Below are 21,838 nucleotides of genomic sequence, written 5' to 3' on the forward strand. Positions count from 1 at the left end.
TAAAAAATGTTAAATTATCATAAAAAAATATTTGGGTCGCTTAGCAATACAACCAATGGTGAAGTAGGAGGAGATACTCTGTTTCACTATTCACAAGCTGGCGATATTGTTTGGGCAGAATATGCCGGAGGAGCCATTGTAAAGGGCTTTCTAATTGCTAAAATAGTGGAAAATAACGCTTTAGATATGCGATATGAGCATATTAACAAAGCAGGAGAGTTAATGACCGGGAAGTGCTATTCTACTCCGGAAGTACTGTCTGACGGGCGTATACGTCTGTATGAAAAATGGCAATGGACAAGCGGAGATATGTCAGAAGGAGAGTCAATTGTGGAAGAAATAATCATCAAAACTTCGTAAAAAGCAGATTTTTCTGTTATTTTTGATTCTTCGTTTTTTTGATGTCTGAAAATCATTGATTTTCAGTACTTTGATAACCCAAACAAAATTAATATTCATCACAATAATTTTTAAACGCATAGAGTTTAATTATTGGAACAAAATGGCATTGCCATTAGGATGATTGAAGCGTACTGTTATGAAGCGATTTTACAAGTTATTTCCATATATATTATTAATCTTTTCACAGTTAGCTTGCCAGGTTTTGAAGAAGCCGGCTTCTTCTGATAGAGGTAAAACGGTAAGTGCTGCACCAGCCGCAGCCCCGTCAGTAAATACGGCAAGTCCTGTAATCACCGAACCAATTGGTTTGACGGTAGGATCGAATGAGGTGAAAATATCGGATCTGAAGCAAGAGATTGAGAAACTAATGGTGGATGATACCATGTCTGCCGATAAAGCTTTGGCTCAGGTGATTCAAGATCAGCGATTAGTAGCGGAAGCTAAACAAAGGGGTTATGGTAATTCGGAAGACTTTAAAGAAGAACTGCAAACCTACCAAAGTATTTTAGCAGAGTCTTACCTGACAGATAGCGCAACTATCAAATATCTGCTAAAAGAAACCTACGATTGGATGTTGCAGGAAGTAAGGGCTTCTCATATTATGTACCAGATGTCTGAATTTGCTAATCCTGCCGATACTGCCGCTATTTATAATAAATTAATTGATATTAGGAGAAGAGCCACAGAGGGTGAAGATTTTGGCGTATTAGCACAGCAATTCTCACAAGATAAAAAAACAAGTAGCAAAGGTGGAGAGTTAGGCTGGTTTAGTGCTTTGCAATTGGTTTATCCTTTAGAAAAAGCGGCCTTTAATGTGGCTGTCGGGCAAGTTTCTATGCCTGTCAGAACAAAGGCAGGGTATCACTTAGTAAAAGTACTAGAGCGTCGACCTAATAGTGGTAAAGTATGGGTGCAGCATATTTTAAAGGCAGTTCCGCCTACTTCAAATGATTCACTTAGCAGAGCAAAGTTTCAGATAGACTCGCTATATACTGCTTTAATTAAGGGAACTAAATTTGAGACCTTGTGCGAAAAGTATTCTGACGACTACAAGACCAGAACTAATCAGGGCTATTTGCCAATATTCGGTATAGGAACACGTGAAGAAACAGCCTTTGAACAAGCTGCATTTTCACTAAAAGAAGGTGAATTCTCTAAACCCGTTCGTACATCGGCGGGTTGGCATATTATCAGATTAGCCAAGAAAATTCCTTTAGAGCCTTACGAAAAACTATTGCCTAAATTAAAAGAAAAAGTAGTAACCGATTCAAGAGGAGAACTGGTAAAGGAAAATGCCTTGAACCGTTTAAAAAAGGATATGCAATTTGTTGAATATCCAGATATTGTGAAGAGAGCTATTGAGTCGGCAGATACCAATTTAATCAAGAAAAAGTGGGGATACGCTTTGAATGGTCCTATCACTAATAGCACGATTTTTTCGATTGGGAAAAACGAAATCAAAGCCAAAGCCTTTTTCGATTATGTGATGGAAAGGCAATTAGTTGAAAGAGTGCCTACAGGCTATTCGTCAGTAGTTTGGATGCGTAGTTTTTATAAGAAGTTTGTCGATAAAAATGTAAGAGAGTATGCCGAAATGCATTTGGCTGAAATCAATCCTGATTTCAGATTATTGATGAATGAATACACGACCAGTTTTCTGAAATCAGAGTTATTGAATAACCTAGTATACGAAAAATCGGTAGGCGATACTTTGGGGCAAAGAGCTTATTACGAAAAAAATAAAGCAAATTATCGAATGCCCGAAAGAGTTTTTGGAAGTCTGGTAGTTGCCAAAGATACCAAAACGCTGGGACAAGTAAGAGATATTTTCAAGAAAGGAAGTCCGTATCCGCTTAATAGCACAATGCGTACACCGTTGTATTACGATAAGTTTGCCAGTGATTTAACTTCTGAGCACAAGAAAGTTTTGGTAACTTTACTGGAAATTATGCATACCAATAATGGCTATATTGTAGAAGTAGGGGGACATGCTGACCAGAGCGAAAATGCTGGTAATTCTGCTGAACGTATTGAAAAGGTAAAGAATTTCCTTGTTTCGAATGGTTTGCCTATTGAGCGGATCATTGAAAATGATTATGCCAAAACCAAACGTGCGGATCGATTTGACTGGACTAAAAACCAAAGGGTAACTTTTGTGTTTTATAGCAATTCTAAGAAAGATATCGAGAAACGTTTTAATCGTAAAGAGACCAACTCTGTGATTATTGAAGATGGTTATTTTAAGAAAGGTGATAATAAGTATATTGACGGGTTTAAATGGGAAACAGGTAGCCAGTCTATAATAAAAGACGGAAAGTATATTGAGCTCAGTGTTGAAAGAGTTGAGCCGGCCCGCTTTAAAACTCTGCGTGAAGCACGTGGGCAAGTATTAATTGATTATCAGAAGCAACTGGAAAGACAACTGAATCTGGAGTTGGAAGCGAAATATCCTGTTAAAGTAAATAAAGAAGAATTAGATAAAGCCTTAGGGGCAAGAAAACAATAAGTTATAAAAAGAACCAAGCACGAACCAATTATATGTTAAAGAAATTAGTTTTATTGATTTGCCTGCCCGTATTGGCATTTTCTCAGGAAACACCTAAGCCTATTAATATTGACCGGATTATTGCAAAAGTAGATAACTATATTGTGCTTCGTTCAGAAGTAGAACAATGGTATCTGCGTTCGGCACAGCAACAACAACCAGTTAGCAAATGTCAGGCATTAGAAAGTTTAGTGGTAAATAAACTATTGGTGGCTAAGGCTGAAATAGACTCAGTGATTGTAGATGATAAAACAGTAGATGACCAACTGACTGCTCGTATGCAACAGATGGTTCAACTATACGGCAATGAAAAGAATATCATCGACCAGTTTGGTAAGTCTTTAGAAACCCTGAAAAGTGAGGTGCGTTCACAGGTGAGAGAGCAATTAACTGCCCAGAAAATGCAGGGTGAGATTACCAAGAACCTGAAAGTAACACCAAATGAGGTGAAAAAATTCTTCAACCAGATTCCTAAAGATAGTATTCCTGAAATACCGGCCGAAGTACAGATTGCTCATATTGTGCGATATGCCAAAGTAACTAAAGCGCAGAAGGAGGAGTTATCAGAACGTTTATTAGATTATAAGAAAAGGATATTAGCAGGTGAAAAATTTGAAGATTTAGCCAAAGAATATTCAGAAGACCCGGGCTCACGTCAGTATGGTGGTGATTTAGGTTGGTCGAAGAGAGGACAGATGGTGCCGCAGTTTGAAGCAGCTGCTATGAAGTTAAAACCTAATGAAATGACTGATGTAATAGAATCTGATTTCGGCTTGCACTTAATTCAGACACTTGAAATCCGTGGACAGGAGTACCACGCCAGACATATCCTGTTACGTCCTGATTATAACCGTTTGGATTTAGGTGAACCCACCAGATTTTTAGATAGTCTTCGTAAAGAAATTGTACGCGATAGCATTAAATTTGAAAAAGCTGCCAAGGATTTTTCAGAGGATAAACAAACACAAGATGCAGGCGGAATGATATATGATCCACAGACTGGTGGCTCAAAATTGCCGCTAGACCAATCAATGGATCCGACCCTTTACTTCACTATTGACAGTATGAAAGTTGGCACGATTACTGCACCCATGCCATACAGAACCGAAGACGGGAAAACAGGTGCAAGAATCATTTATTATAAGACTAAATTTGCTCCTCACATCGCTAATCTTAATGACGATTATGAGAAAATAAAAGACTTTGCTATGATGGAAAAACGAAGCAAAGAGATAGAAAGATGGTTTAAAAAAGCGATTGCTGATGTTTATATAAAAATTGACCCTGAGTTTGAATCTTGTAATATTTTCGGGCAGATACGAACCGATAATTAGCAGAGATTCAATCATAAACAATTCACCCATACCATACATTAATGAGCAAAGTTCAATTTAATTCAGACGTAGAAGCAGCAGATGCCCTTAAAGTTGCCTTTAACAATTTAAGAAATGAAATCGGACAAGTTATCGTTGGGCAAGATGAGACAGTTCGTTTATTACTGACAGCTATTTTTACTCAGGGCCACTGCCTTTTAGTAGGGGTGCCGGGTCTTGCAAAAACGCTCTTGATTCAAACAATTGCTTCGGCGTTAGATTTGGACTTTAATCGTATTCAGTTTACACCTGACTTAATGCCATCTGATATTCTGGGTTCTGAAACTTTAGATAATGAACGTAATTTCAGATTTATTAAAGGCCCTGTGTTTGCCAATATCATTCTTGCTGATGAAATTAACCGTACACCTCCTAAGACGCAATCTGCACTTTTAGAGGCGATGCAGGAATATGCAGTAACTGTAGCAGGACAAAAACATAATATCGGTCGCCCGTTCTTTGTATTAGCTACACAAAACCCAATCGAGCAAGAGGGTACTTATCCCTTGCCGGAAGCCCAGCTTGACCGTTTTATGTTTATGGTGAATCTGGATTATCCATCTTACAAACAAGAACTGGATATTGTAAAAAATACAACCTCTGATAATAAAAAGGTAGTAAAAAAGATATTGACAGGTGACGAGATTCTTTATTTTCAGCATTTAGTACGCCGGGTTCCGGTGGCTGATAATGTAGTAGAATACGCGGTAAGCCTTGTTCATAAAACACGTCCGAATACAGAAATGGCTTCGGCAGATACCAATAAATATCTGGAGTGGGGGGCAGGACCTCGTGCCTCGCAAAACCTGATTTTAGGTGCGAAATGTAATGCTTTGATTAATGGCAAATATTCACCTGATATAGAAGATGTAAAAGCCGTAGCGGTTTCTGTATTACGCCATCGTTTAGTAAGAAACTTCAAAGCAGAAGCTGAACACATTTCGGTAGAAGAAATTATTAAGCGAATGTTATAGGATATAATACATCTAAGTGCCAATGAAAAAGAGATGTTTATGCATCTCTTTTTTTATTATATAGACCTTTTTATGAATATCATTTCAATCAGACATCTTTATTAACATGAGTTTTTGTATCTCTAATAGGAGAAGTGTCATCTTCTCCAGCTTCTAGGTCAGTAGTCTGATATTCTTCTCCTGTGCCTGTGATATTTTGTTGAGCTTGCTGATGAATATTTTTATTTCCTGCCTGCTGATTTTTACCTAATTGTGCCTTTTCCCAGCTCTCTCGTCTTTGATGCCCCTGCTGAGGAGTATTTCTATTACCACCTTGTTGTATCGAAGTGTTTTTGTTTCTACTCTGTGTGTCTTTTTGATTTTCCATGGCTTTTATTGTTAGACAAGCAAGCCATCTCAAAATCACTTTGAGATGGCTTGCTTATTATATAATCTATTTGAAATTTCTACAGAAATATTTGTATTGATAAGATAGAGACTATATTTCTTTTATCTCAGGCTTATCTGTTTGAGGCTGAATCTCCGGTTTATCATAGCGATTATCTCCGCTTTGTTGGTTATCTTGGTCTTGTCTCGCAGGACCATTCGCATCATATTCTTGTCCTTGTTGACTTTGATTTGAGCTATTTTGTTGACCTTGTTGAGGAGAGTTTCTGTTGCCTCCTTGTTGGCCTTGGTTCCAGTTTTCTTGACCTTGATTGCTATTGCTTTGTTGGCCTTGTTGAGGGGTATTTCTATTACCACCTTGTTGTGTCGACGTGTTTCTATCCTCGTCTCTTCTTTGTGTGTCTTTTTGATTTTCCATGATTCTATAAGTTTTAAATTTATTTACTCCTTACCCAAAGTGTAAAAAAGTTATGCCAGTCAATTTATCCTTGTTTTGAAATTGATATTGAGACAAATCTACCCCCTCTTTAAACTTGGCGTCCCTGTTATTTCACACTATTACGGTTGGACCTATTGATGCTTCCTATTATCCTAATGGCCTGTTTTTTTTGCAACGAAGGCATACATCATTCAGATAAATATCATGGCCAAAAAACAACAGAAGCCGTTTACCCTAATTACTGGCGGTACCAGCGGTATAGGATATGAATTAGCTAAATTGCTAGCTAAAGATGGACACAATCTGGTAATTGTTGCCCGCAGTCAAAAAGAACTTGACCAGGTAGCGCAGTCCTTGAATTCTACTTACAAAGTAGACGTAATTCCATTGGCAAAAGACCTTTTCAACAGAAAAGCAGCTTTTGAAGTATATGATTTTGTAAAATCACAAGGTATCCAGATTGAAATTCTGGTTAATGATGCGGGGCAAGGACAATACGGAGAATTTATTAATACAGATATTGAAAGAGAAGTAGATATTATTGAACTGAATATTGTCAGTTTAGTGACACTCACAAAACTATTCCTGATTGATATGGTTGGCCGGAAAAGTGGTAAAATCCTCAATCTTGCTTCTATCGCCAGTAAGGTGCCGGGACCATTTCAGGCAGTTTATCATGGTACAAAGGCCTTTGTTCACTCATTTACGGAAGCTATCCGTGCAGAAGTAAAAGAGTCAGGAGTAGTTGTTACTTCCTTACTTCCGGGGGCTACTGCTACAGATTTCTTCAGAAAGGCTGATATGCTAAACTCAAAAATTGTTCAGGATCCTGACAAGCTATCTGACCCTGCTGATGTAGCTATGGATGGCTATAATGCCCTGATGAATGGGGATGATATGGTGGTTTCAGGATTTAAAAATAAAATGCAGGTAGCTATGAGTAATGTTACACCTGACGAAATAGTAGCCAAAAATATGTACAAACAACAGGAGCCAGTTAACGAAAATGAAAATAAATAGTATAAAAAATCACATAACTTATGAAAGCAGCAGTAGTACATGGGCCTCATAAAATAACTTATGATACAGTTGATGACCCGGCCATCCAAGAACAAGATGATATTATTCTTAAAGTAACCTCCACAGCTATTTGCGGCTCTGACCTCCATATATATTCAGGTGGTCTTCCTCAACCAAGACCTATGGTAATGGGTCATGAGTTTATGGGAATTGTGGAAGAAACCGGAAAAAATGTAAAAAATCTCAAAAGGGGCGATAGGGTAGTAGTGCCTTTCCCGATTGCCTGCGGGCATTGCTTTTTTTGCGAACATGACCTGCCAGGACATTGCGAACATAGTAATCCTGAAAACTATGGTCCGGAAGGGGGATTGCTAACCGAAAAGGGAGGAGCTTTATTTGGCTATACAGATTTATATGGAGGGTACGATGGCGGGCAAGCACAATATGTGAGAGTTCCTTATGCCAATTTTGGCCCGAGAGTAGTACCTGAAAATCTGACTGATGAGCAAGTATTATTTCTGACAGATATATTCCCAACGGGATATACAGGCGTAGATTGGGGAGAATTGAAAGGAGGAGAAACCGTAGCCATTTTTGGTTCGGGGCCTGTAGGTTTGATGGCATCGAAAAGTGCATGGCTGAGAGGGGCTGGTAAAGTAATTATGGTTGATACAGTCCAATACAGATTAAATAAAGCAAAACAAACTACAGATTGTGAGACAATCCTGTGGGAAGATGGCGCTAAGGATGTAATAGAACAAATCCGGTCAATGACTGAAGGCAGAGGTGCTGATTTATGCATTGATGCAGTGGGCTTTGAACCTGAACGTAACATAGTTGATAAAGTAAAAGCAACTATTAATTTTGAAAAAGGCTCAGTAAAGGTATTGGAAGCCTGTATGAGCGCAGTGAGACGAGGTGGAACAGTATCAGTACTAGGAGTCTATCCAACACCTTATGATAATTTTGCCATAGGTCAGTTTTTTGACAAAGGTATTATCTTAAAAGGCGGACAAGCACCTGCTCATAAATATATTGACAAATTATTAGACTATGTTAAACAAGATAAAGTAAAACTAGATGATATTATTACGCACCGCTTAGGTTTGTCACAGATTGAACATGCCTATGAAATTTTCCATAAAAAAGAAGATGGTTGCGTGAAAGTAGTCTTAGACCCATGGAAATAACTGATGCTGAAAAGAAATGCCTGTACTACACTTAGGTAGCACAGGCATATTCTACTTACTTATAAAACTTAACATTTCTAATACCTGATTGCCCAGTAAGGATTCCTGTATGACTTGATGCTATCTTTGATATGTTTTACTATCAATTGGTCATAATCAGCATCTTTTATTTTCTTGCCTTTTAACTTAGGCAGAGCCAGTTCTTTACTCTCCAGTTTTTTGAATTCTACTTTAGTTGCCGTAATCACTACGTCACCATCGTTTATTTCCAATTCCAGAATCATACCCGGAAGCCCGTAAAATCTTTCAGGCCCTGCCGAAACAGGAATATCTCCTGTAAACCAGGCTGTTATTTTCTGATGCTTAACAGTATCTTCTGTAACAGCTTTCATGCATACATAGCCAGCCACATCTTTAATCTGGTTGAGAACTTTCCAGTTTGGAGCTCTAAGAGAATCTTCGATTACATAGGTTTTTCCTAACATTTCGATAATTTCTATTTTCTTTTCTTTCTCGTAATTACGATAAATAAAATAATCTTCCGTACGAGAAGACCAACCATATTCACTGGCTTCTTCCATGTGGGTTAGCAGACTCTCATTGGCATTGAAATACATCTTTGTTTTGCTTTTCCAACCATCATCATTTTTGCCCCAGGTCTGTTTTACTCGGTCTTTTTCTTCGTTTGACAGATAGGTTAATTGTCCGATAATTTTCGACCAGAATTCCTGGCGCTCATATGTCACCATTCCCTCAGTTTTTTGGGCAAAACCTGATAGAGGGTTAACGCAAGCTAATAAGAGTAAGCCAAATATGTATTTTGATATAGATTTCATTTGTATGTGTTTAATAGTATTAAATAGTATTTCTTAGTACCAGCCTTGGCGACGCATCTTAGCACTTACGCCTCTCATGTTGTAGGTAAAACTCAACATAAAGTATCTCGAAAGTGTTTGTGTCTGTTCTGTTGAAACGAAGTTCTGAGACGCATATTGGTTGATACCGATGTTTTTCTTCAATAAATCATAGCCTGATATACGCAGTTCCGCTTTTTTCGCTTTACCCAATATTTTATAAACCGATGCATATAAAATAGGTATGTGCTGATTAAAGCCGAAACGCTCGTTTTTAGAGATTCTATAATTCAGGTTCGAAGTGAAATAGATACCGGCAGGCATAGCAATATTCATTTCAGCGCCTAGATTATGATTAAATATCTGCTGATTCTGTGATGAATTGATAGAGTATTTAGTATTGGTGATACCAAAGTTACCATTAGCATAGAAAGTAAACTTATCGCTTGGCGTCAAATCAAGGCGGAAACCGAAGTTATAGTTGTTATTACGAGTAGTATTCAACACGTTGTTAATATAAATCAGGTTCTTAGAGATATTCGTCCCTCCATTCAGATTCAAAGTACTCTTGGTCTTTTTAAGTGGGAAGCCGAAGCCTAAATATGACCCCATATTTTGACCACCTGAAATATTGGTAGGTTTGGCGGTAGTCACCAAAGTTACAGGGTCAACAGTCTGATTATAAATTACCTGATTGATATTGTATCCATAATTTAGGTTGAAGAACATATTGGTAAAGCTACCCGGATTAAACATATTATAGCCAACAAATGCTCTGTGGGTACTCATAGGTAACAAATTAGGGTTACCCACACGAATGTACAGTGTATTACTATTATCAATAATCGGCTGCAAATCTTTAATAGCAGGCTCGCCCACTTCTTTACTATAATCAGCCCATATATATCGGTTGTTTTTCAAGTCGATATTGATTGATGAGGCAGGAATCCAGGCAAATATATCTCTGTTGATGTTCTGCACATCAGTTGAGTTTTTACTACGGGCAAAATTCCCATCGAGGTGGAAGTGTTGTGCTGCTAAACCAAATGAAATATTTACACCTTTATGATTATATCTCACATTGGTTCCGAAGCGATTATACATAAAATCATTAGTGTAATAATTACTCAATGAATCAATACGGATACCATCGGTTGTCTGTACATTTCTGTCTACTGCATCACGGCGTAAGCTGAAATTATAGAATGTTTCAGAGAAGAATTTTTTAGACAGCGGCTCAACAAAAAGCAAGCTAGATTTAACCAAATTACGGGGACTATTGGTGAAGTTAATCTGATTGATATTGGCTGGAATGGAACCAACCGGTGCGCCAAATAGTTCGTTTACCGAACTCTGACGAGCTTCACCGTCTGATACATTATAGTTATAAGTTAAGCTGGCAGCAAAGTTTCTGCCTTTTTTCTTGAATTTGTGGCGATACAAACCAATCAGGGCAATAGCAGTTGAGTTAAACTCATTGAAGTTATTAATGGTAGTCTGGTTCGATTTGGTACTACTACCATTCCTATAAAGTTCCTGTAAGCTATTAAATTTAGTTGTTCCGTCGCCCATTCTACCGTTTCCTATTAAAACTAAGGTATTGAGCGAGTCAATTTGTTGTTCGAAACGTAAACTTACGCGGTGATTTCGGCTGATACGGTTCTGATAGCTGTCTTCCAGCGTCTTAAATGAACTATTATTAGAAAGGAAATTCTCTCTTGTGGATTTTTTAGAAACCAACTGTTGAGTCTGGTTATAATAGTAGTTTGAACTAAACTTGGTCTTTTTGGTATCGTAGTTATAATTGGCACCCCCAGCATAGTTTTCAGAAAAACCCTGAAAGTTACGGCCACCTACAGGAATAGAAATACTTTCTTCGGTGTCATTATCATAAAAAAACCTTACACCACTACTGAAACCAAAATCAGCTTCATCACCCCAGTTATTCGCCTGACTACCTCTGAAATCCTGAAAATCATCACGAGAGATACCGGTCTGGTTGATATTATTGCCTAAGCCCAGAACAGAAAACTGTTGTTTAGAGTCAAATTTATTGTAGTTACCTTTTAATTCTGCCCTTTCCTCTGTACCAAGAGCAGCCGTAATTTTACCAAATCCGCCTTTTTTGAAGTCATCTTTCAGCTCAAGGTTAATGGTTTTTTCTTTCTTACCATCATCTACACCAGTAGCTTTGGCTTGCTCTGATTTATCATTGAATATCTGAACTTTGGTGATTGCTTCGGCAGGTAAGTTTTTAGTAGCGGCTTTAGGGTCATTACCAAAAAAGCTTTTACCATCAACTGTTACCTTTTTTACATCTTGTCCCTGGGCTTTGATATTCCCGTCTTGATCAAGCTGTACACCGGGTAACTTTCGTAACAAGTCTTCGACTGATGAGCCTGGTGGCACTTTAAATGAGGCAGCATTATATTCTATGGTATCTCCTTTGATATTCAGCGGAGCGCGAGCAGTTTTTACTACCACTTCCATTAATTCTTTAGCGATGGGTTTTAATTTAAGCTGCCCTAAATCATTCACAGCCCCATCCACAGGCTTTACATCAATCTGGAAAGGGATATACCCTACAAAAGAGATTTTCAGGATATAGTTGGCCTTTTTTACGTTTTTAAATTCAAATGCTCCGTTTTCGTCGGTACGTCCAAAGTTAACTAAAGTTGAATCTTTGGGCTGCAAGAGCATGACTGTAGCAAAAGGCATTACTGCATTTCCAGAGTCGATGGCGATTCCTTTGATGTTGAATTTAGTAGGATTTTGGGCAAATAAAAGTGCGGCTGAGTGCACGAGCACAGCTAGTAGAAGTAAGCGCTTTTTCATGAGATGGTTTAGTAAAAGTAATATCGTTGCTTTATTAACTAATTGTTTAGTTAACTATGATGCGAAGATAAAACTATTTTCTTTCACGAATGTAAATTTTAAGTTTTTTTAACTAACATTTTTTTTTACGGACTTTTTTACAAAAATTTACATATATTTGATCCAACGTATTCCACACCGCATATTGAAAAATCTTCAGGCTTCCCTTCTTATTCTTTAAAAGAAATTGTACTTTTTTGTGATTAGCTAACAATAAACTGCCTATTTGTATCGTTTATTTGGACTTAGGCATTGTATTTGTCTAATTTTGTAGCAGAACCAAATCAATATATAATGTTAAAAAAATATGTATTGGGTTCGTTGTTAGTCGTTTCATCTGTGGTCGCTAAAGCCATTGACCATCCAAAATCCCCCACAACTTCACCGAAACAGGTAAACAATAAGAGTAATTCAAAATTAACCGACGACCTACAACGATTCGCCCGAAAACTTATTGGCATCCGCTATTTATGGAGCGGTAAAACACTCAAAGGATTTGATTGTTCAGGTTTAGTAAATTACGTATTTGCCAAATTTGGCATGAAACTGAGCCATCGTAGTACAGACCTTTTTAAGATGGGCCACCAGACAACGCCTGAAGCCGCGCTACCAGGAGATTTAATCTTCTTCAAAATCAATTCCAGCAGAAAAGACGAAGTATCTCATGTAGGCATTGTATTGGAATCTGATAAAAATGGCTTGAAATTTATTCATTCGGCCTGTAAAACTGGGGTTAGCATCAGTTATTTAAAAGATAAATATTATGCTTCTCGCTTTGCGGGTATTCGACGAGTAATAGATGGTATGAAAGATGGTAAATAAGAATTTTACCAAATATTCATTTAGGAAATATTTGTTTTCCCAAATAAAGAGTTGCTTTACTGACTAAGCAACTCTTTATTTTTTATCAATAGATTAATTTTAAATTGATTCTCAGAAAGGTAAAAATTCGCTGATAATGGTAGTTTGGTAGATAAATTGTCCAATCTGAAATTTATTTAGAGATAATTTTGAGTGACATTCTATATATTGTAGATATATTTTCATTCGAAATTTTGCTTTTGTTTTTCTAAATGTCTTACTTTGTAGAAGTATCAAGAAATTCCCGTTTGCGGAAACCCAACCGAGTCGAAACACTACGGTGGTAAAGAGATGCGGGCAACAGGCGTTCAGATGTTTGTTTGTCAAAAAAGTTTCTTTCCCTTCTGCACTGAGTTTTTTAGCATACACTTTTTGCAAATCATTAAAAACTAAATAAGATTTATGGCGTACCTATTTACTTCCGAATCAGTATCGGAAGGTCACCCAGACAAAGTTGCTGACCAAATTTCTGACGCTCTTATTGATAACTTTTTGGCGTTTGACCCTACTTCTAAAGTTGCTTGCGAAACCCTCGTAACAACAGGTCAGGTGGTTTTGGCAGGTGAAGTAAAAACTAAAACCTACCTTGATGTACAATCGATTGCCCGCGATGTAATCACAAAAATTGGTTATACCAAATCAGAGTATATGTTTGAGGCAAACTCTTGCGGTATCTTATCAGCTATTCATGAACAATCGGATGATATTAACCGTGGAGTTGACCGCACAGCAGATGAGAAAAATTTTGAAGAAAAAGCCGATGCGCAAGGCGCAGGAGACCAAGGAATGATGTTTGGTTATGCTACCCGTGAAACCGACAACTACATGCCTTTGGCTTTGGATTTAGCTCACAAAATTTTACAAGAACTTTCGTTAATTCGTCGTGAAAACAAGCGCATCAAATATCTTCGTCCAGATGCGAAATCACAAGTAACGATTGAATATACAGATACTAACAAACCTGTTAGAATTGATACAATTGTTGTTTCGACACAACATGATGATTTTGGTACTGATGAAGATATGTTGGCAACTATACGTAAAGATATCGTTAGCTACGTGATTCCTCGTGTAAAAGCGAAGTTGAAGCCATCATTACGCAAATTATTTAACGATCAAATCACTTATTACATTAACCCAACAGGTAAATTCGTAATCGGTGGCCCACATGGTGATACAGGTTTGACGGGTCGTAAGATCATCGTAGATACTTATGGTGGTAAAGGTGCTCATGGTGGTGGTGCTTTCTCGGGCAAAGATCCATCAAAAGTTGACCGTTCTGCTGCATATGCTACCCGCCATATTGCTAAAAACTTAGTAGCTGCAGGTGTGTGTGACGAAGTATTGGTACAAGTATCTTATGCCATTGGTGTAGCAAAACCTTGTGGTATTTTTGTGAATACTTATGGTACTGCTAAAGTAAAAGGCCAAAATGGTAAAAAATTGTCAGATGGAGAGATTGCAAAAATTGTAGAAGAAGTATTTGATATGCGTCCTTATGCAATTGAGCAACGTTTGAAACTTCGTAACCCAATGTATTCTGAAACAGCTGCCTATGGCCACATGGGTCGTGAGTCGGAATGGGTCAGAAAAACATTCAAAGGCCCTGAAGGCGAGAAAACCATTGATGTTGAATTATTTACGTGGGAGAAATTAGATTACTTGGATAAAGTAAAAGAAGCTTTCAGTATCTAATTGTATTATAGCTATATGCAAAATAAGAGGAGTATGAGCTCCTCTTATTTTTTTGTTTGTGTATATAGAATTTCAGTATACTTTGAAATTTAAGTGCGGCTTATATAAAATGGAAGAGGTGCCCTAAAGCACCTCTTCCATTTTATATATTAATAAATTTTTATCTTGCTACCTCAATAAATCTACCATCCTGGTACTTGATTATGGGCACAATCTTATTTTCGTTTGATCGATTGGTATAATCAAAACCATCAAGCGTATAGCCTTGGGTATATTCAATAGAATCTAAATTGCTGCGGAATTTATTTCTGCCTGATTTTAGCATCCTGCCATAAAATAATAACATATCATAACCCCAGTATCCATAATACGAAGGGGCAATACTCTGACTATTAATATAAGCACTCCTGAAATTTTTTACCTCTTCTTTATCTCTGTCCATATAGTCTAACTGAATCAGATATAAATCTCTATTGAAAATATTGAGTGAAGAGCCTTCAAAATCAAAAGCAGCAGAAGCTGCTATAATTGGGGCAGCGATTCGCTTCTTATCTAAAGCACTAATAATCTTTGGTCCTAAGGTTTGCTCGCTACCTGCAATAAAAATATGGTCTGGTTTGCGCTTAGTATCAATATCATCAGAATTGATGTACTTCTTGATAGCCAGTACGTTCAAACCTTTTTCCATTGCCCTATCACGGTAAATGTAAGCGAACGTAGAGTCTTTACGAGTATTGCCATAATAGATAGTTACGGTACGTACCGATTTTTCATTGACAATATATTCAATTGCTTTAGCCGCCTGTATTTCGTATGAAGGAGAAGCCAGAAACGCGTTTTTGTCGTTACTGACCAATTGCAGGTTATTCGACAAAGGGTGTATTTGTATAGCGTCATTAGACTTTACAAAATTATTAGCCACCTTATTTACCTCAGGGTAAAGAGGGCCTATAATTAGGTCTACCTTATCAAAAGCACGGTTGTTGACTACATCGTTTGCATGCTTCACATCACGTTCTATATCAAAAGCATATAAGTTGACACTGATTTGCTCTGAAGCTAATTTCTCCTGTGCCAGTTTCATGCCTGCATATAAATCATAGATATATTGATTGGCGCGATTGGTTCTATTCGGATCAAACTCAAACAGACGGAAGGGCAGCATAACAGCTACATTAATAGCATTATCATCTTCTTTTTTCTGTTTTTTTGAAGATTTCTTGTCTGAGTTACCTCCCAGATTAAATTGATTGGTTAATTGGTCTGATAATTCCAGATCGTCTTTAGTTGCATTTTTACTGTTCTGAATATGGTCAACTATTAACTGTGCCAAAACTAGATTATCAGGCGATTTCTGATAGAGTTGTTTTAATCGACTCAACTCCTTGATTTTGCTCAAATAAACATACTCCATATTCTCAATTTCCTGCCTCCAGGCTTTGGACGTAATACGATCAAGATACTGTAGCGCTTCTTCAGGCTTATTTTCTGCAAAAGCAACATTGGCGTATAAGAAAGTAGCATCCTCTATTTTTCTCCAATCTGGGAAACGTTCAAGAAGTTGTTTCAGAATGGTACGGGCATCATAAAACTTATTCAGTTTAAAAGCCGATAGCGCGTAGTAATAATGCGCATAGGGAGAAATCGAATTATCGTATTTCTTATTGGTGAGTGGTAGAAGAATTTCCCTTGCTTCAGTGTATTTCTGGTCGGCATAGAATTGCACAGCCTTCTTATATCGCAGCAAATAATCGTTATCACTAAGACCAGCTTGCTGTTGTTGCGCAATGGCTGCATATGATAGGAATAAAAAAATGAATAAATTTTTCGTTCTTCTCATAGATCGGTTCAAGGGATTTATATGGATTGAGTGTGAGGATAAGGGTACCTCACACTCAAGAAAATTATTTCTTTTTGTTCTGTTGTTGCTGTTTCTTTTTCAGCTCTTCTTGTTGTTTGCGCGATTCTTCAGCCATTTTTACCTGATTCTCCATAAACTGTGCAAACTTACCTTTTTTAGCTGCTTGCGGGTTCGCCTGATACTTTATCTTATTATTCATCAGAATCTCCCGAATTTTATCTTCATCAACGAAACGACGCACGATTTGTTGTTGCGCAATCGTGATAACGTTCGATACAAGATAATAAAAACTCAACGCTGCAGGGAAACTATTCAAGACAAAGAAGAAAACTATCGGGAATACATAGCTTAATTTCTTCATGTCGATAGGGCCCGGCTGGTCTGGCGTAATCTGGTTATTATAATAAGTAAACGCCAAGCTTGAAAGGGTCATTAATACCACAAACATACTTATGTGATTACCAACAATCGGCAAGTTAGTAGCCCAACTGATCGGATAATCATATGTTGAAAGGTCAGAAGCCCATAAGAAGTCTTTCTGACGGAACATAATCATATTCGGGAACAAGAAGAACACCGACATCAGAATAGGCATCTGTAACAACATAGGCACACAACCACTTAAGGGATTGACACCTACCTGTTGGTATAGCTTCATTTGCTCTTGTTGCATCTTTACCTGATCATCACCCACTTTCGCGCGAATCTCGCTTAATTCAGGTGCCAGAATACGCATCTTTGCTGAACTGATATACGAGCGATAAATCAGTGGTGTAAGCACTAATTTAATCACCAATACAACCACTATAATTAATAACCCATAATTGCTGATAAGGTTTTCAGCCAGGTTAAATAAAGGCACAAAAATGTAACGGTTGATAGGTTTTACGAAGTCGTATCCTAAGTATACGTTTCTGTGAAAACCGGTCGCAACTGTTTTAACTGAGTTATAATCATTTGGCCCAAAATAGAAACGGTAATTGCCTTTACCTGTTTTTAAATCAGCGATAGGCAGATTTGCTTCTACTTCTGCTATCTTTACTACATTCGGATTTGTTTCCGGAGTAGTCAGTTTAAATTTAGGCGTAGCCATCGGCTGATTTTTGGCTACAAAACCTGTAATGAAATATTTTTGCTTGAATGAGAACCATTGAATTGGGTCAACCAGGCTTATATCGTCATTATCTACTTTATTAGACCCAATATCATCAAAATCGTCTTCTTTGGCATCCCAATAGTTGATTTGAGCCGACTTACGGTTTTCGTTAATATCGTGCTCTAATACTTTCAGATTATCCTGCCAGTATAAACGAGCAGGCTGGTTTTGTACAACCGCATCTAAACCTACCAGATTAATGTCATAATCAACAATATAGCCTGTACCTTTAATCGTATATACTTGTTCTACATATTGGTTATCAGCCAAAGCTAATTTGAATATTACTTTAGTAGAATCACCTGCCTTTACTACACTTGACTGAGTATTTGAGGTATAAAAAAGTTTCTTTAAGTCAATTTTCCCCTTATTGGTCTGTACCTCAAGGTTCATAGTTGAACTCTTGCGGTCAAAAAGGGTCAATGGTTTTTTGTTACCTGCTTTGAAATCATCGTATGCCGAATAATTTTTAAGAATAACTTCTTTTACGCTTCCACCCTCTGTGCTAAAGATAAATTTAGCATCCTGGTTCTCAATTACTATATCTTGTGCCGTTCCGATGGCTGCTGAGGCAAAATCACCGAATGCTGCTTTGATAGCAGTAGTGTCTGTAACTGCAGTATTTTTTGGTGCTACCTTTGTTGCGTCTGACGGAATTGCTGGTTTTTGCTCTTGAGGGGGAGTTGAAGGCATAAAATACATATATCCTGCCCACATTGCCAACAACAATACAATACCAATTATCTGGTTTTTGTCTATTAACTTTTCCATTAAAAATTTATAATTCGTAAAAAATACACTTTGCAACATTCAAATTGCCTTACAAAAGTCGCAAAGATTCATAATAATTCCTAATTATTAGGCTTCTCTAAGAGTTTGCTACTCAAAGATTTACTGACTACTCCACTTAGTTTAAAACGAGTTTCTTGCTTGATGAATACTCGATGGCAGCTTTCACGAAATTAACAAAGAGTGGGTGAGGGTTCATTACCGTACTTTTTAATTCAGGATGGAATTGTACACCAATAAAATAGGGGTGACTAGGTAATTCTACTATTTCAACCAACCCTGTATCCGGATTAACACCTGAAATAACCATACCTGCCGCCTCATAATTTTTCAGATACTTATTGTTGAACTCCCAACGATGACGATGACGCTCGCTGATATTAGCTTTACCATAAATTTTCTTGGCCAATGTCTTGTCTTTTACCTTACAAGCATAAGCACCCAGACGCATGGTACCTCCTTTATCAGTTACATTTTTCTGTTCTTCCATCAAAGCAATTACCGGAAATTCCGTATCAGGTGCCATTTCAGTTGAATGCGCTTCAGGCATACCAATCACATTTCTGGCAAATTCAATACATGCCATCTGCATACCCAAACAGATTCCAAAGAATGGAATATTGTTTTCTCTCACATAGCGCACCGCAGCAATTTTACCTTCAATACCTCTTTCGCCAAATCCTGGAGCTACCAATACACCGTCTAAACCATCAAATTTCTCTGCAATATTTTCAGGTGTCAGGCTCTCAGAGTGAATCCACTCAATCACTACTTTACATTCGTTAGCTGCTCCGGCATGAATAAACGACTCTGCAATTGATTTGTAGGCATCTTTCAACTCAACATACTTTCCAACTAAACCTATGCGCACTTCTTCAATCGGATTCTTGAATCTTCCTAAGAAGCCTTTCCATGCATCCATATCGGCATCCTGGTCGTTGTAGATATCGAGCATATATAATACTCTCTGGTCTAGCTTTTCTTTCTGCATCAACAAAGGCACATCATAAATCGTTTCAGCGTCCATGGCCTCAATCACAGAATTTTGCTCAACATTACAGAAAAGGGCTATTTTTCTACGAATATCATTTGGTAGCGGATGCTCAGTACGACAAACAATAATATCAGGCTGAACACCGGACTCCTGCAGACTTTTAACCGAGTGTTGAGTCGGTTTGGTTTTTAATTCTCCTGCTGATTGCAGATAAGGTACAAGAGTCAGGTGAATCACTAGCAGATTATCTGCGCCTAAATCCCATTTTAACTGACGTACCGCTTCTACATAAGGAAGCGATTCGATGTCGCCCACGCAACCACCCAACTCAGTGATGATAATATCAAAATTGCCCGTTTCTCCTAATTGAAGAATGTTTCTTTTGATTTCATCGGTAATATGAGGGATTACCTGAACAGTTTTGCCTAAATAATTACCTTTACGCTCTTTCATAATTACATTATAATAGATGCGCCCGGTAGTTACATTATTGGCTTGAGAAGTAGGAACATTTAAGAAACGCTCGTAGTGGCCTAAATCAAGGTCGGTTTCGGCACCATCGTCTGTTACATAGCATTCGCCATGCTCATAAGGGTTCAGTGTACCTGGGTCTACATTGATGTAGGGATCAAACTTTTGAATAGTTACGGATAAGCCTCTTGATTGGAGGAGTTTGGCTAATGAAGAGGCGATAATGCCTTTTCCAAGTGATGAAGTTACGCCGCCCGTAACGAAAATATACTTCGGATTTCGGGGTTGCCCGCTCATTGACATGGTGTCTTAATATCTTTGATTACGGGATACAAAGGTACGACTTTTTGTCGAACTCTTTCGGCTAAAATTTGATAAGTTTTTAATTTTTGATCTAAAATGCTGACTATCAGATGCTTGGTAAGCGCATAAAACTTGTAGATACTTTTTTACTTGGGACAGTTATAAGAAAAACTCTCCTGATAACTTTCTTCTTTTCCGCTATACTTACGTTTAACATTAGTTTTAGTCGGAAATTTCTCTTCGTTATATTCGTATTGATAGCTGTAGGTAATATCTCCGTTGGCTGAATAGACTTTGGCAGAAGTTACATTGTTTTTATTGACAAAATAAGTAGTGTTTTCATTACCAACACTGGCCGAAAATATCACAAAATAGAGCATCACGTTAGAGAGTGGTACACCCAGATAAGGCGCATTTTTATCGTCGAAACTCAGGTTTTCTAGCAAAGTAGTTGCCTTGCCATTCTTCATCACACTTATTTTTGTTACGTTTCCTACTTTATCATAGGCTATAGTAGTTTCAAGAATATCATCAAAAATGGGTAATGATAAGTTGATTTTCTCGACTTCCTTTTTGGTATTTACATAGGCATTGCTTTTAAATTCAAAAGGTTTGCCTGAGCTGTCTTTGCCTAAAAAATTAATCTGCGAGAGCCCCCCTTTAGCATCGTATTGGAAAGTGATATAATAACTTTTGTCTTTAGAGTTTTCGGCTTTTACTGGTAAACTGTTTTCGTAGGTAATCTTATCAAAGTCAGAAAATCCCTCAACCGTAGTTAGCAATTTTTTGGTGTCATAGCTAAAATTATAAACAATTCCGTGTCCGTGATTAGCATTTTTTAATAAGCATAATTCAGCAATTGGGGTTGGAACTTCTCCTGTTCTGGCCAAAATATCTAATCCGTTGCAAGAACAACAACAAATAATTACGATAAAGAGTAGTAAAGTATATATCGTCTTATAATAGGGCATGCGTAAAGTGTTATAATAATCAAAGAATAGATAAAGCAAATATCATGCAGAAAATGTGCCTGATAAAATTTATATGCTTTTCAATTATTGCTGTAAAATTAAAAATTTGTTTAGCTTTTTTATTTAAATGTTATAAAATGACATCTTCTATACCGGGAATTTCAATTGCTGTGTCCATTATCATCAAAAAGGTTCCCCCCATATTGGTAACCTTTTCCGATGTCATTTCAGTAGTTGATACTTTGATACACTCAGGTACTACCTCTCTGGTCGTACTCTGATAATCCAGCAACATAGCTCTCGTTTGTCAAAAAGGTTCCCTCCATATTGGTAACCTTTTTCGATTCCGTTTTAGTGGTTGATGTTTGGAAACCATTGCTGTCGTCTTTCGAAAAGGTTCCCACCATATCGGTAACCTTTTTTGGTTCTGACAGATGCCCAAAAAACTGAGTGAAAGCCTCATAAGTGGCACCTGACAAGAGGTAGTTAAAGGCTTGTTTGTTATAGTGAGTAATATTTCTGTCACCTATATTGATTTTCTTCTTTTCGTCCATTTGAATAGTTGTTGTATAGATTGTAAGTCAATACTAGGCGTCCCCTAAATTTCCGACTTAGACTTGTCTTTTTAAAGTGTTTAGGGCGATTTTCTCTATAATCATACTCTTGTGCTACTCCCCAT

The 21,838-nt window shown here is 37.5% G+C and carries 17 protein-coding genes and 1 riboswitch; of the genes, 8 read left to right on the forward strand and 9 right to left on the reverse strand.

The genetic code is table 11. From position 1 onward, the window contains the following. The first annotated feature begins 6 nt into the window (after positions 1-6). The 4 genes from D0T08_RS26660 to D0T08_RS26675 all read left to right on the forward strand — a co-directional run bounded on the left by D0T08_RS26660 (position 7) and on the right by D0T08_RS26675 (position 5,294). Positions 7-360: a n-acetylglutamate synthase gene (locus tag D0T08_RS26660; protein ID WP_116985812.1), complete on the forward strand. Its 354-nt coding sequence runs from the start codon at positions 7-9 to the stop codon at positions 358-360. A gap of 244 nt (positions 361-604) precedes the next feature. Further along, positions 605-2,908 (forward strand): peptidylprolyl isomerase, encoded by a 2,304-nt coding sequence (locus D0T08_RS26665; RefSeq protein ID WP_158561357.1) that lies wholly within the window; start codon positions 605-607, stop codon positions 2,906-2,908. Between the two features lie 32 nt (positions 2,909-2,940). Then, positions 2,941-4,281 carry a peptidylprolyl isomerase gene (locus D0T08_RS26670; RefSeq protein ID WP_116985814.1) on the forward strand — a complete coding sequence of 447 codons (1,341 nt, stop codon included), beginning with the start codon at positions 2,941-2,943 and terminating at the stop codon, positions 4,279-4,281. Positions 4,282-4,322: 41 nt separating this feature from the next. Then, entirely contained in the window at positions 4,323-5,294 is a 972-nt protein-coding gene (locus D0T08_RS26675; RefSeq protein ID WP_116985815.1) for a MoxR family ATPase, read from the forward strand. Between the two features lie 88 nt (positions 5,295-5,382). On the opposite strand, the gene D0T08_RS26680 is transcribed toward D0T08_RS26675, so the two are convergent. After that, positions 5,383-5,661: a hypothetical protein gene (locus D0T08_RS26680; RefSeq protein ID WP_116985816.1), complete on the reverse strand. Its 279-nt coding sequence runs from the start codon at positions 5,659-5,661 to the stop codon at positions 5,383-5,385. 111 nt (positions 5,662-5,772) lie between these two features. Then, positions 5,773-6,099, reverse strand: coding sequence for a hypothetical protein (locus tag D0T08_RS26685; protein ID WP_116985817.1), 327 nt, complete (start codon positions 6,097-6,099; stop codon positions 5,773-5,775). A gap of 225 nt (positions 6,100-6,324) precedes the next feature. Between D0T08_RS26685 and D0T08_RS26690 the strand changes: the two genes are divergently transcribed. Then, a complete protein-coding gene (locus tag D0T08_RS26690; protein WP_116985818.1) occupies positions 6,325-7,140 on the forward strand; it encodes an SDR family oxidoreductase in 816 nt (271 codons plus the stop codon). A 20-nt stretch (positions 7,141-7,160) separates the two neighbouring features. After that, positions 7,161-8,330 (forward strand): zinc-dependent alcohol dehydrogenase, encoded by a 1,170-nt coding sequence (locus tag D0T08_RS26695; protein WP_116985819.1) that lies wholly within the window; start codon positions 7,161-7,163, stop codon positions 8,328-8,330. 77 nt (positions 8,331-8,407) lie between these two features. Here D0T08_RS26695 and D0T08_RS26700 read toward each other — a convergent pair whose 3' ends face one another. Next, positions 8,408-9,166, reverse strand: coding sequence for a GLPGLI family protein (locus tag D0T08_RS26700; protein WP_116985820.1), 759 nt, complete (start codon positions 9,164-9,166; stop codon positions 8,408-8,410). Positions 9,167-9,199: 33 nt separating this feature from the next. Beyond that, on the reverse strand, positions 9,200-12,019 hold the full coding sequence (locus D0T08_RS26705) for an outer membrane beta-barrel protein (protein WP_116985821.1): 2,820 nt from the start codon (positions 12,017-12,019) through the stop codon (positions 9,200-9,202). 333 nt (positions 12,020-12,352) lie between these two features. Here D0T08_RS26705 and D0T08_RS26710 point away from each other — a divergent pair, with 333 nt between their 5' ends. Further along, positions 12,353-12,880 (forward strand): C40 family peptidase, encoded by a 528-nt coding sequence (locus tag D0T08_RS26710; RefSeq protein ID WP_116985822.1) that lies wholly within the window; start codon positions 12,353-12,355, stop codon positions 12,878-12,880. Between the two features lie 264 nt (positions 12,881-13,144). After that, a riboswitch (SAM-I-IV-variant riboswitch) is annotated at positions 13,145-13,260 on the forward strand. Between the two features lie 61 nt (positions 13,261-13,321). Continuing rightward, a complete protein-coding gene (gene metK, locus D0T08_RS26720; RefSeq protein WP_116985824.1) occupies positions 13,322-14,614 on the forward strand; it encodes a methionine adenosyltransferase in 1,293 nt (430 codons plus the stop codon). Positions 14,615-14,774: 160 nt separating this feature from the next. On the opposite strand, the gene D0T08_RS26725 is transcribed toward metK, so the two are convergent. The 5 genes from D0T08_RS26725 to D0T08_RS26745 form a co-directional block, all read right to left on the reverse strand. After that, on the reverse strand, positions 14,775-16,454 hold the full coding sequence (locus D0T08_RS26725; protein ID WP_116985825.1) for a tetratricopeptide repeat protein: 1,680 nt from the start codon (positions 16,452-16,454) through the stop codon (positions 14,775-14,777). A gap of 64 nt (positions 16,455-16,518) precedes the next feature. After that, positions 16,519-18,402: a membrane protein insertase YidC gene (yidC, locus tag D0T08_RS26730; RefSeq protein ID WP_116985836.1), complete on the reverse strand. Its 1,884-nt coding sequence runs from the start codon at positions 18,400-18,402 to the stop codon at positions 16,519-16,521. 136 nt (positions 18,403-18,538) lie between these two features. After that, positions 18,539-20,188 carry a CTP synthase gene (locus D0T08_RS26735; protein WP_116985826.1) on the reverse strand — a complete coding sequence of 550 codons (1,650 nt, stop codon included), beginning with the start codon at positions 20,186-20,188 and terminating at the stop codon, positions 18,539-18,541. Positions 20,189-20,334: 146 nt separating this feature from the next. Next, positions 20,335-21,159, reverse strand: coding sequence for a hypothetical protein (locus D0T08_RS26740; RefSeq protein WP_147322851.1), 825 nt, complete (start codon positions 21,157-21,159; stop codon positions 20,335-20,337). 251 nt (positions 21,160-21,410) lie between these two features. Then, complete coding sequence (locus D0T08_RS26745; RefSeq protein WP_116985828.1) at positions 21,411-21,713, reverse strand: hypothetical protein; 303 nt, start codon at positions 21,711-21,713, stop codon at positions 21,411-21,413. Between the last annotated feature and the right edge of the window lie 125 nt (positions 21,714-21,838).

The sequence above is a fragment of the Emticicia sp. C21 genome (assembly GCF_003418935.1).
In the GTDB taxonomy this organism is placed as follows: Bacteria; Bacteroidota; Bacteroidia; order Cytophagales; family Spirosomataceae; genus Emticicia.

Bases quoted from the DNA above. Each gene is read 5' to 3' on its own strand.
- D0T08_RS26685 (WP_116985817.1), bottom strand. From the start codon at position 6,099: ATGGAAAATCAAAAAGACACACAAAGAAGAGACGAGGATAGAAACACG.
- yidC (WP_116985836.1), bottom strand. From the start codon at position 18,402: ATGGAAAAGTTAATAGACAAAAACCAGATAATTGGTATTGTATTGTTG.
- D0T08_RS26735 (WP_116985826.1), bottom strand. From the start codon at position 20,188: ATGTCAATGAGCGGGCAACCCCGAAATCCGAAGTATATTTTCGTTACG.
- D0T08_RS26740 (WP_147322851.1), bottom strand. From the start codon at position 21,159: ATGCCCTATTATAAGACGATATATACTTTACTACTCTTTATCGTAATT.
- D0T08_RS26690 (WP_116985818.1), top strand. From the start codon at position 6,325: ATGGCCAAAAAACAACAGAAGCCGTTTACCCTAATTACTGGCGGTACC.
- D0T08_RS26725 (WP_116985825.1), bottom strand. From the start codon at position 16,454: ATGAGAAGAACGAAAAATTTATTCATTTTTTTATTCCTATCATATGCA.
- D0T08_RS26695 (WP_116985819.1), top strand. From the start codon at position 7,161: ATGAAAGCAGCAGTAGTACATGGGCCTCATAAAATAACTTATGATACA.
- D0T08_RS26660 (WP_116985812.1), top strand. From the start codon at position 7: ATGTTAAATTATCATAAAAAAATATTTGGGTCGCTTAGCAATACAACC.
- D0T08_RS26705 (WP_116985821.1), bottom strand. From the start codon at position 12,019: ATGAAAAAGCGCTTACTTCTACTAGCTGTGCTCGTGCACTCAGCCGCA.
- D0T08_RS26670 (WP_116985814.1), top strand. From the start codon at position 2,941: ATGTTAAAGAAATTAGTTTTATTGATTTGCCTGCCCGTATTGGCATTT.
- D0T08_RS26710 (WP_116985822.1), top strand. From the start codon at position 12,353: ATGTTAAAAAAATATGTATTGGGTTCGTTGTTAGTCGTTTCATCTGTG.
- D0T08_RS26680 (WP_116985816.1), bottom strand. From the start codon at position 5,661: ATGGAAAATCAAAAAGACACACAGAGTAGAAACAAAAACACTTCGATA.
- D0T08_RS26745 (WP_116985828.1), bottom strand. From the start codon at position 21,713: ATGGACGAAAAGAAGAAAATCAATATAGGTGACAGAAATATTACTCAC.
- D0T08_RS26675 (WP_116985815.1), top strand. From the start codon at position 4,323: ATGAGCAAAGTTCAATTTAATTCAGACGTAGAAGCAGCAGATGCCCTT.
- metK (WP_116985824.1), top strand. From the start codon at position 13,322: ATGGCGTACCTATTTACTTCCGAATCAGTATCGGAAGGTCACCCAGAC.
- D0T08_RS26700 (WP_116985820.1), bottom strand. From the start codon at position 9,166: ATGAAATCTATATCAAAATACATATTTGGCTTACTCTTATTAGCTTGC.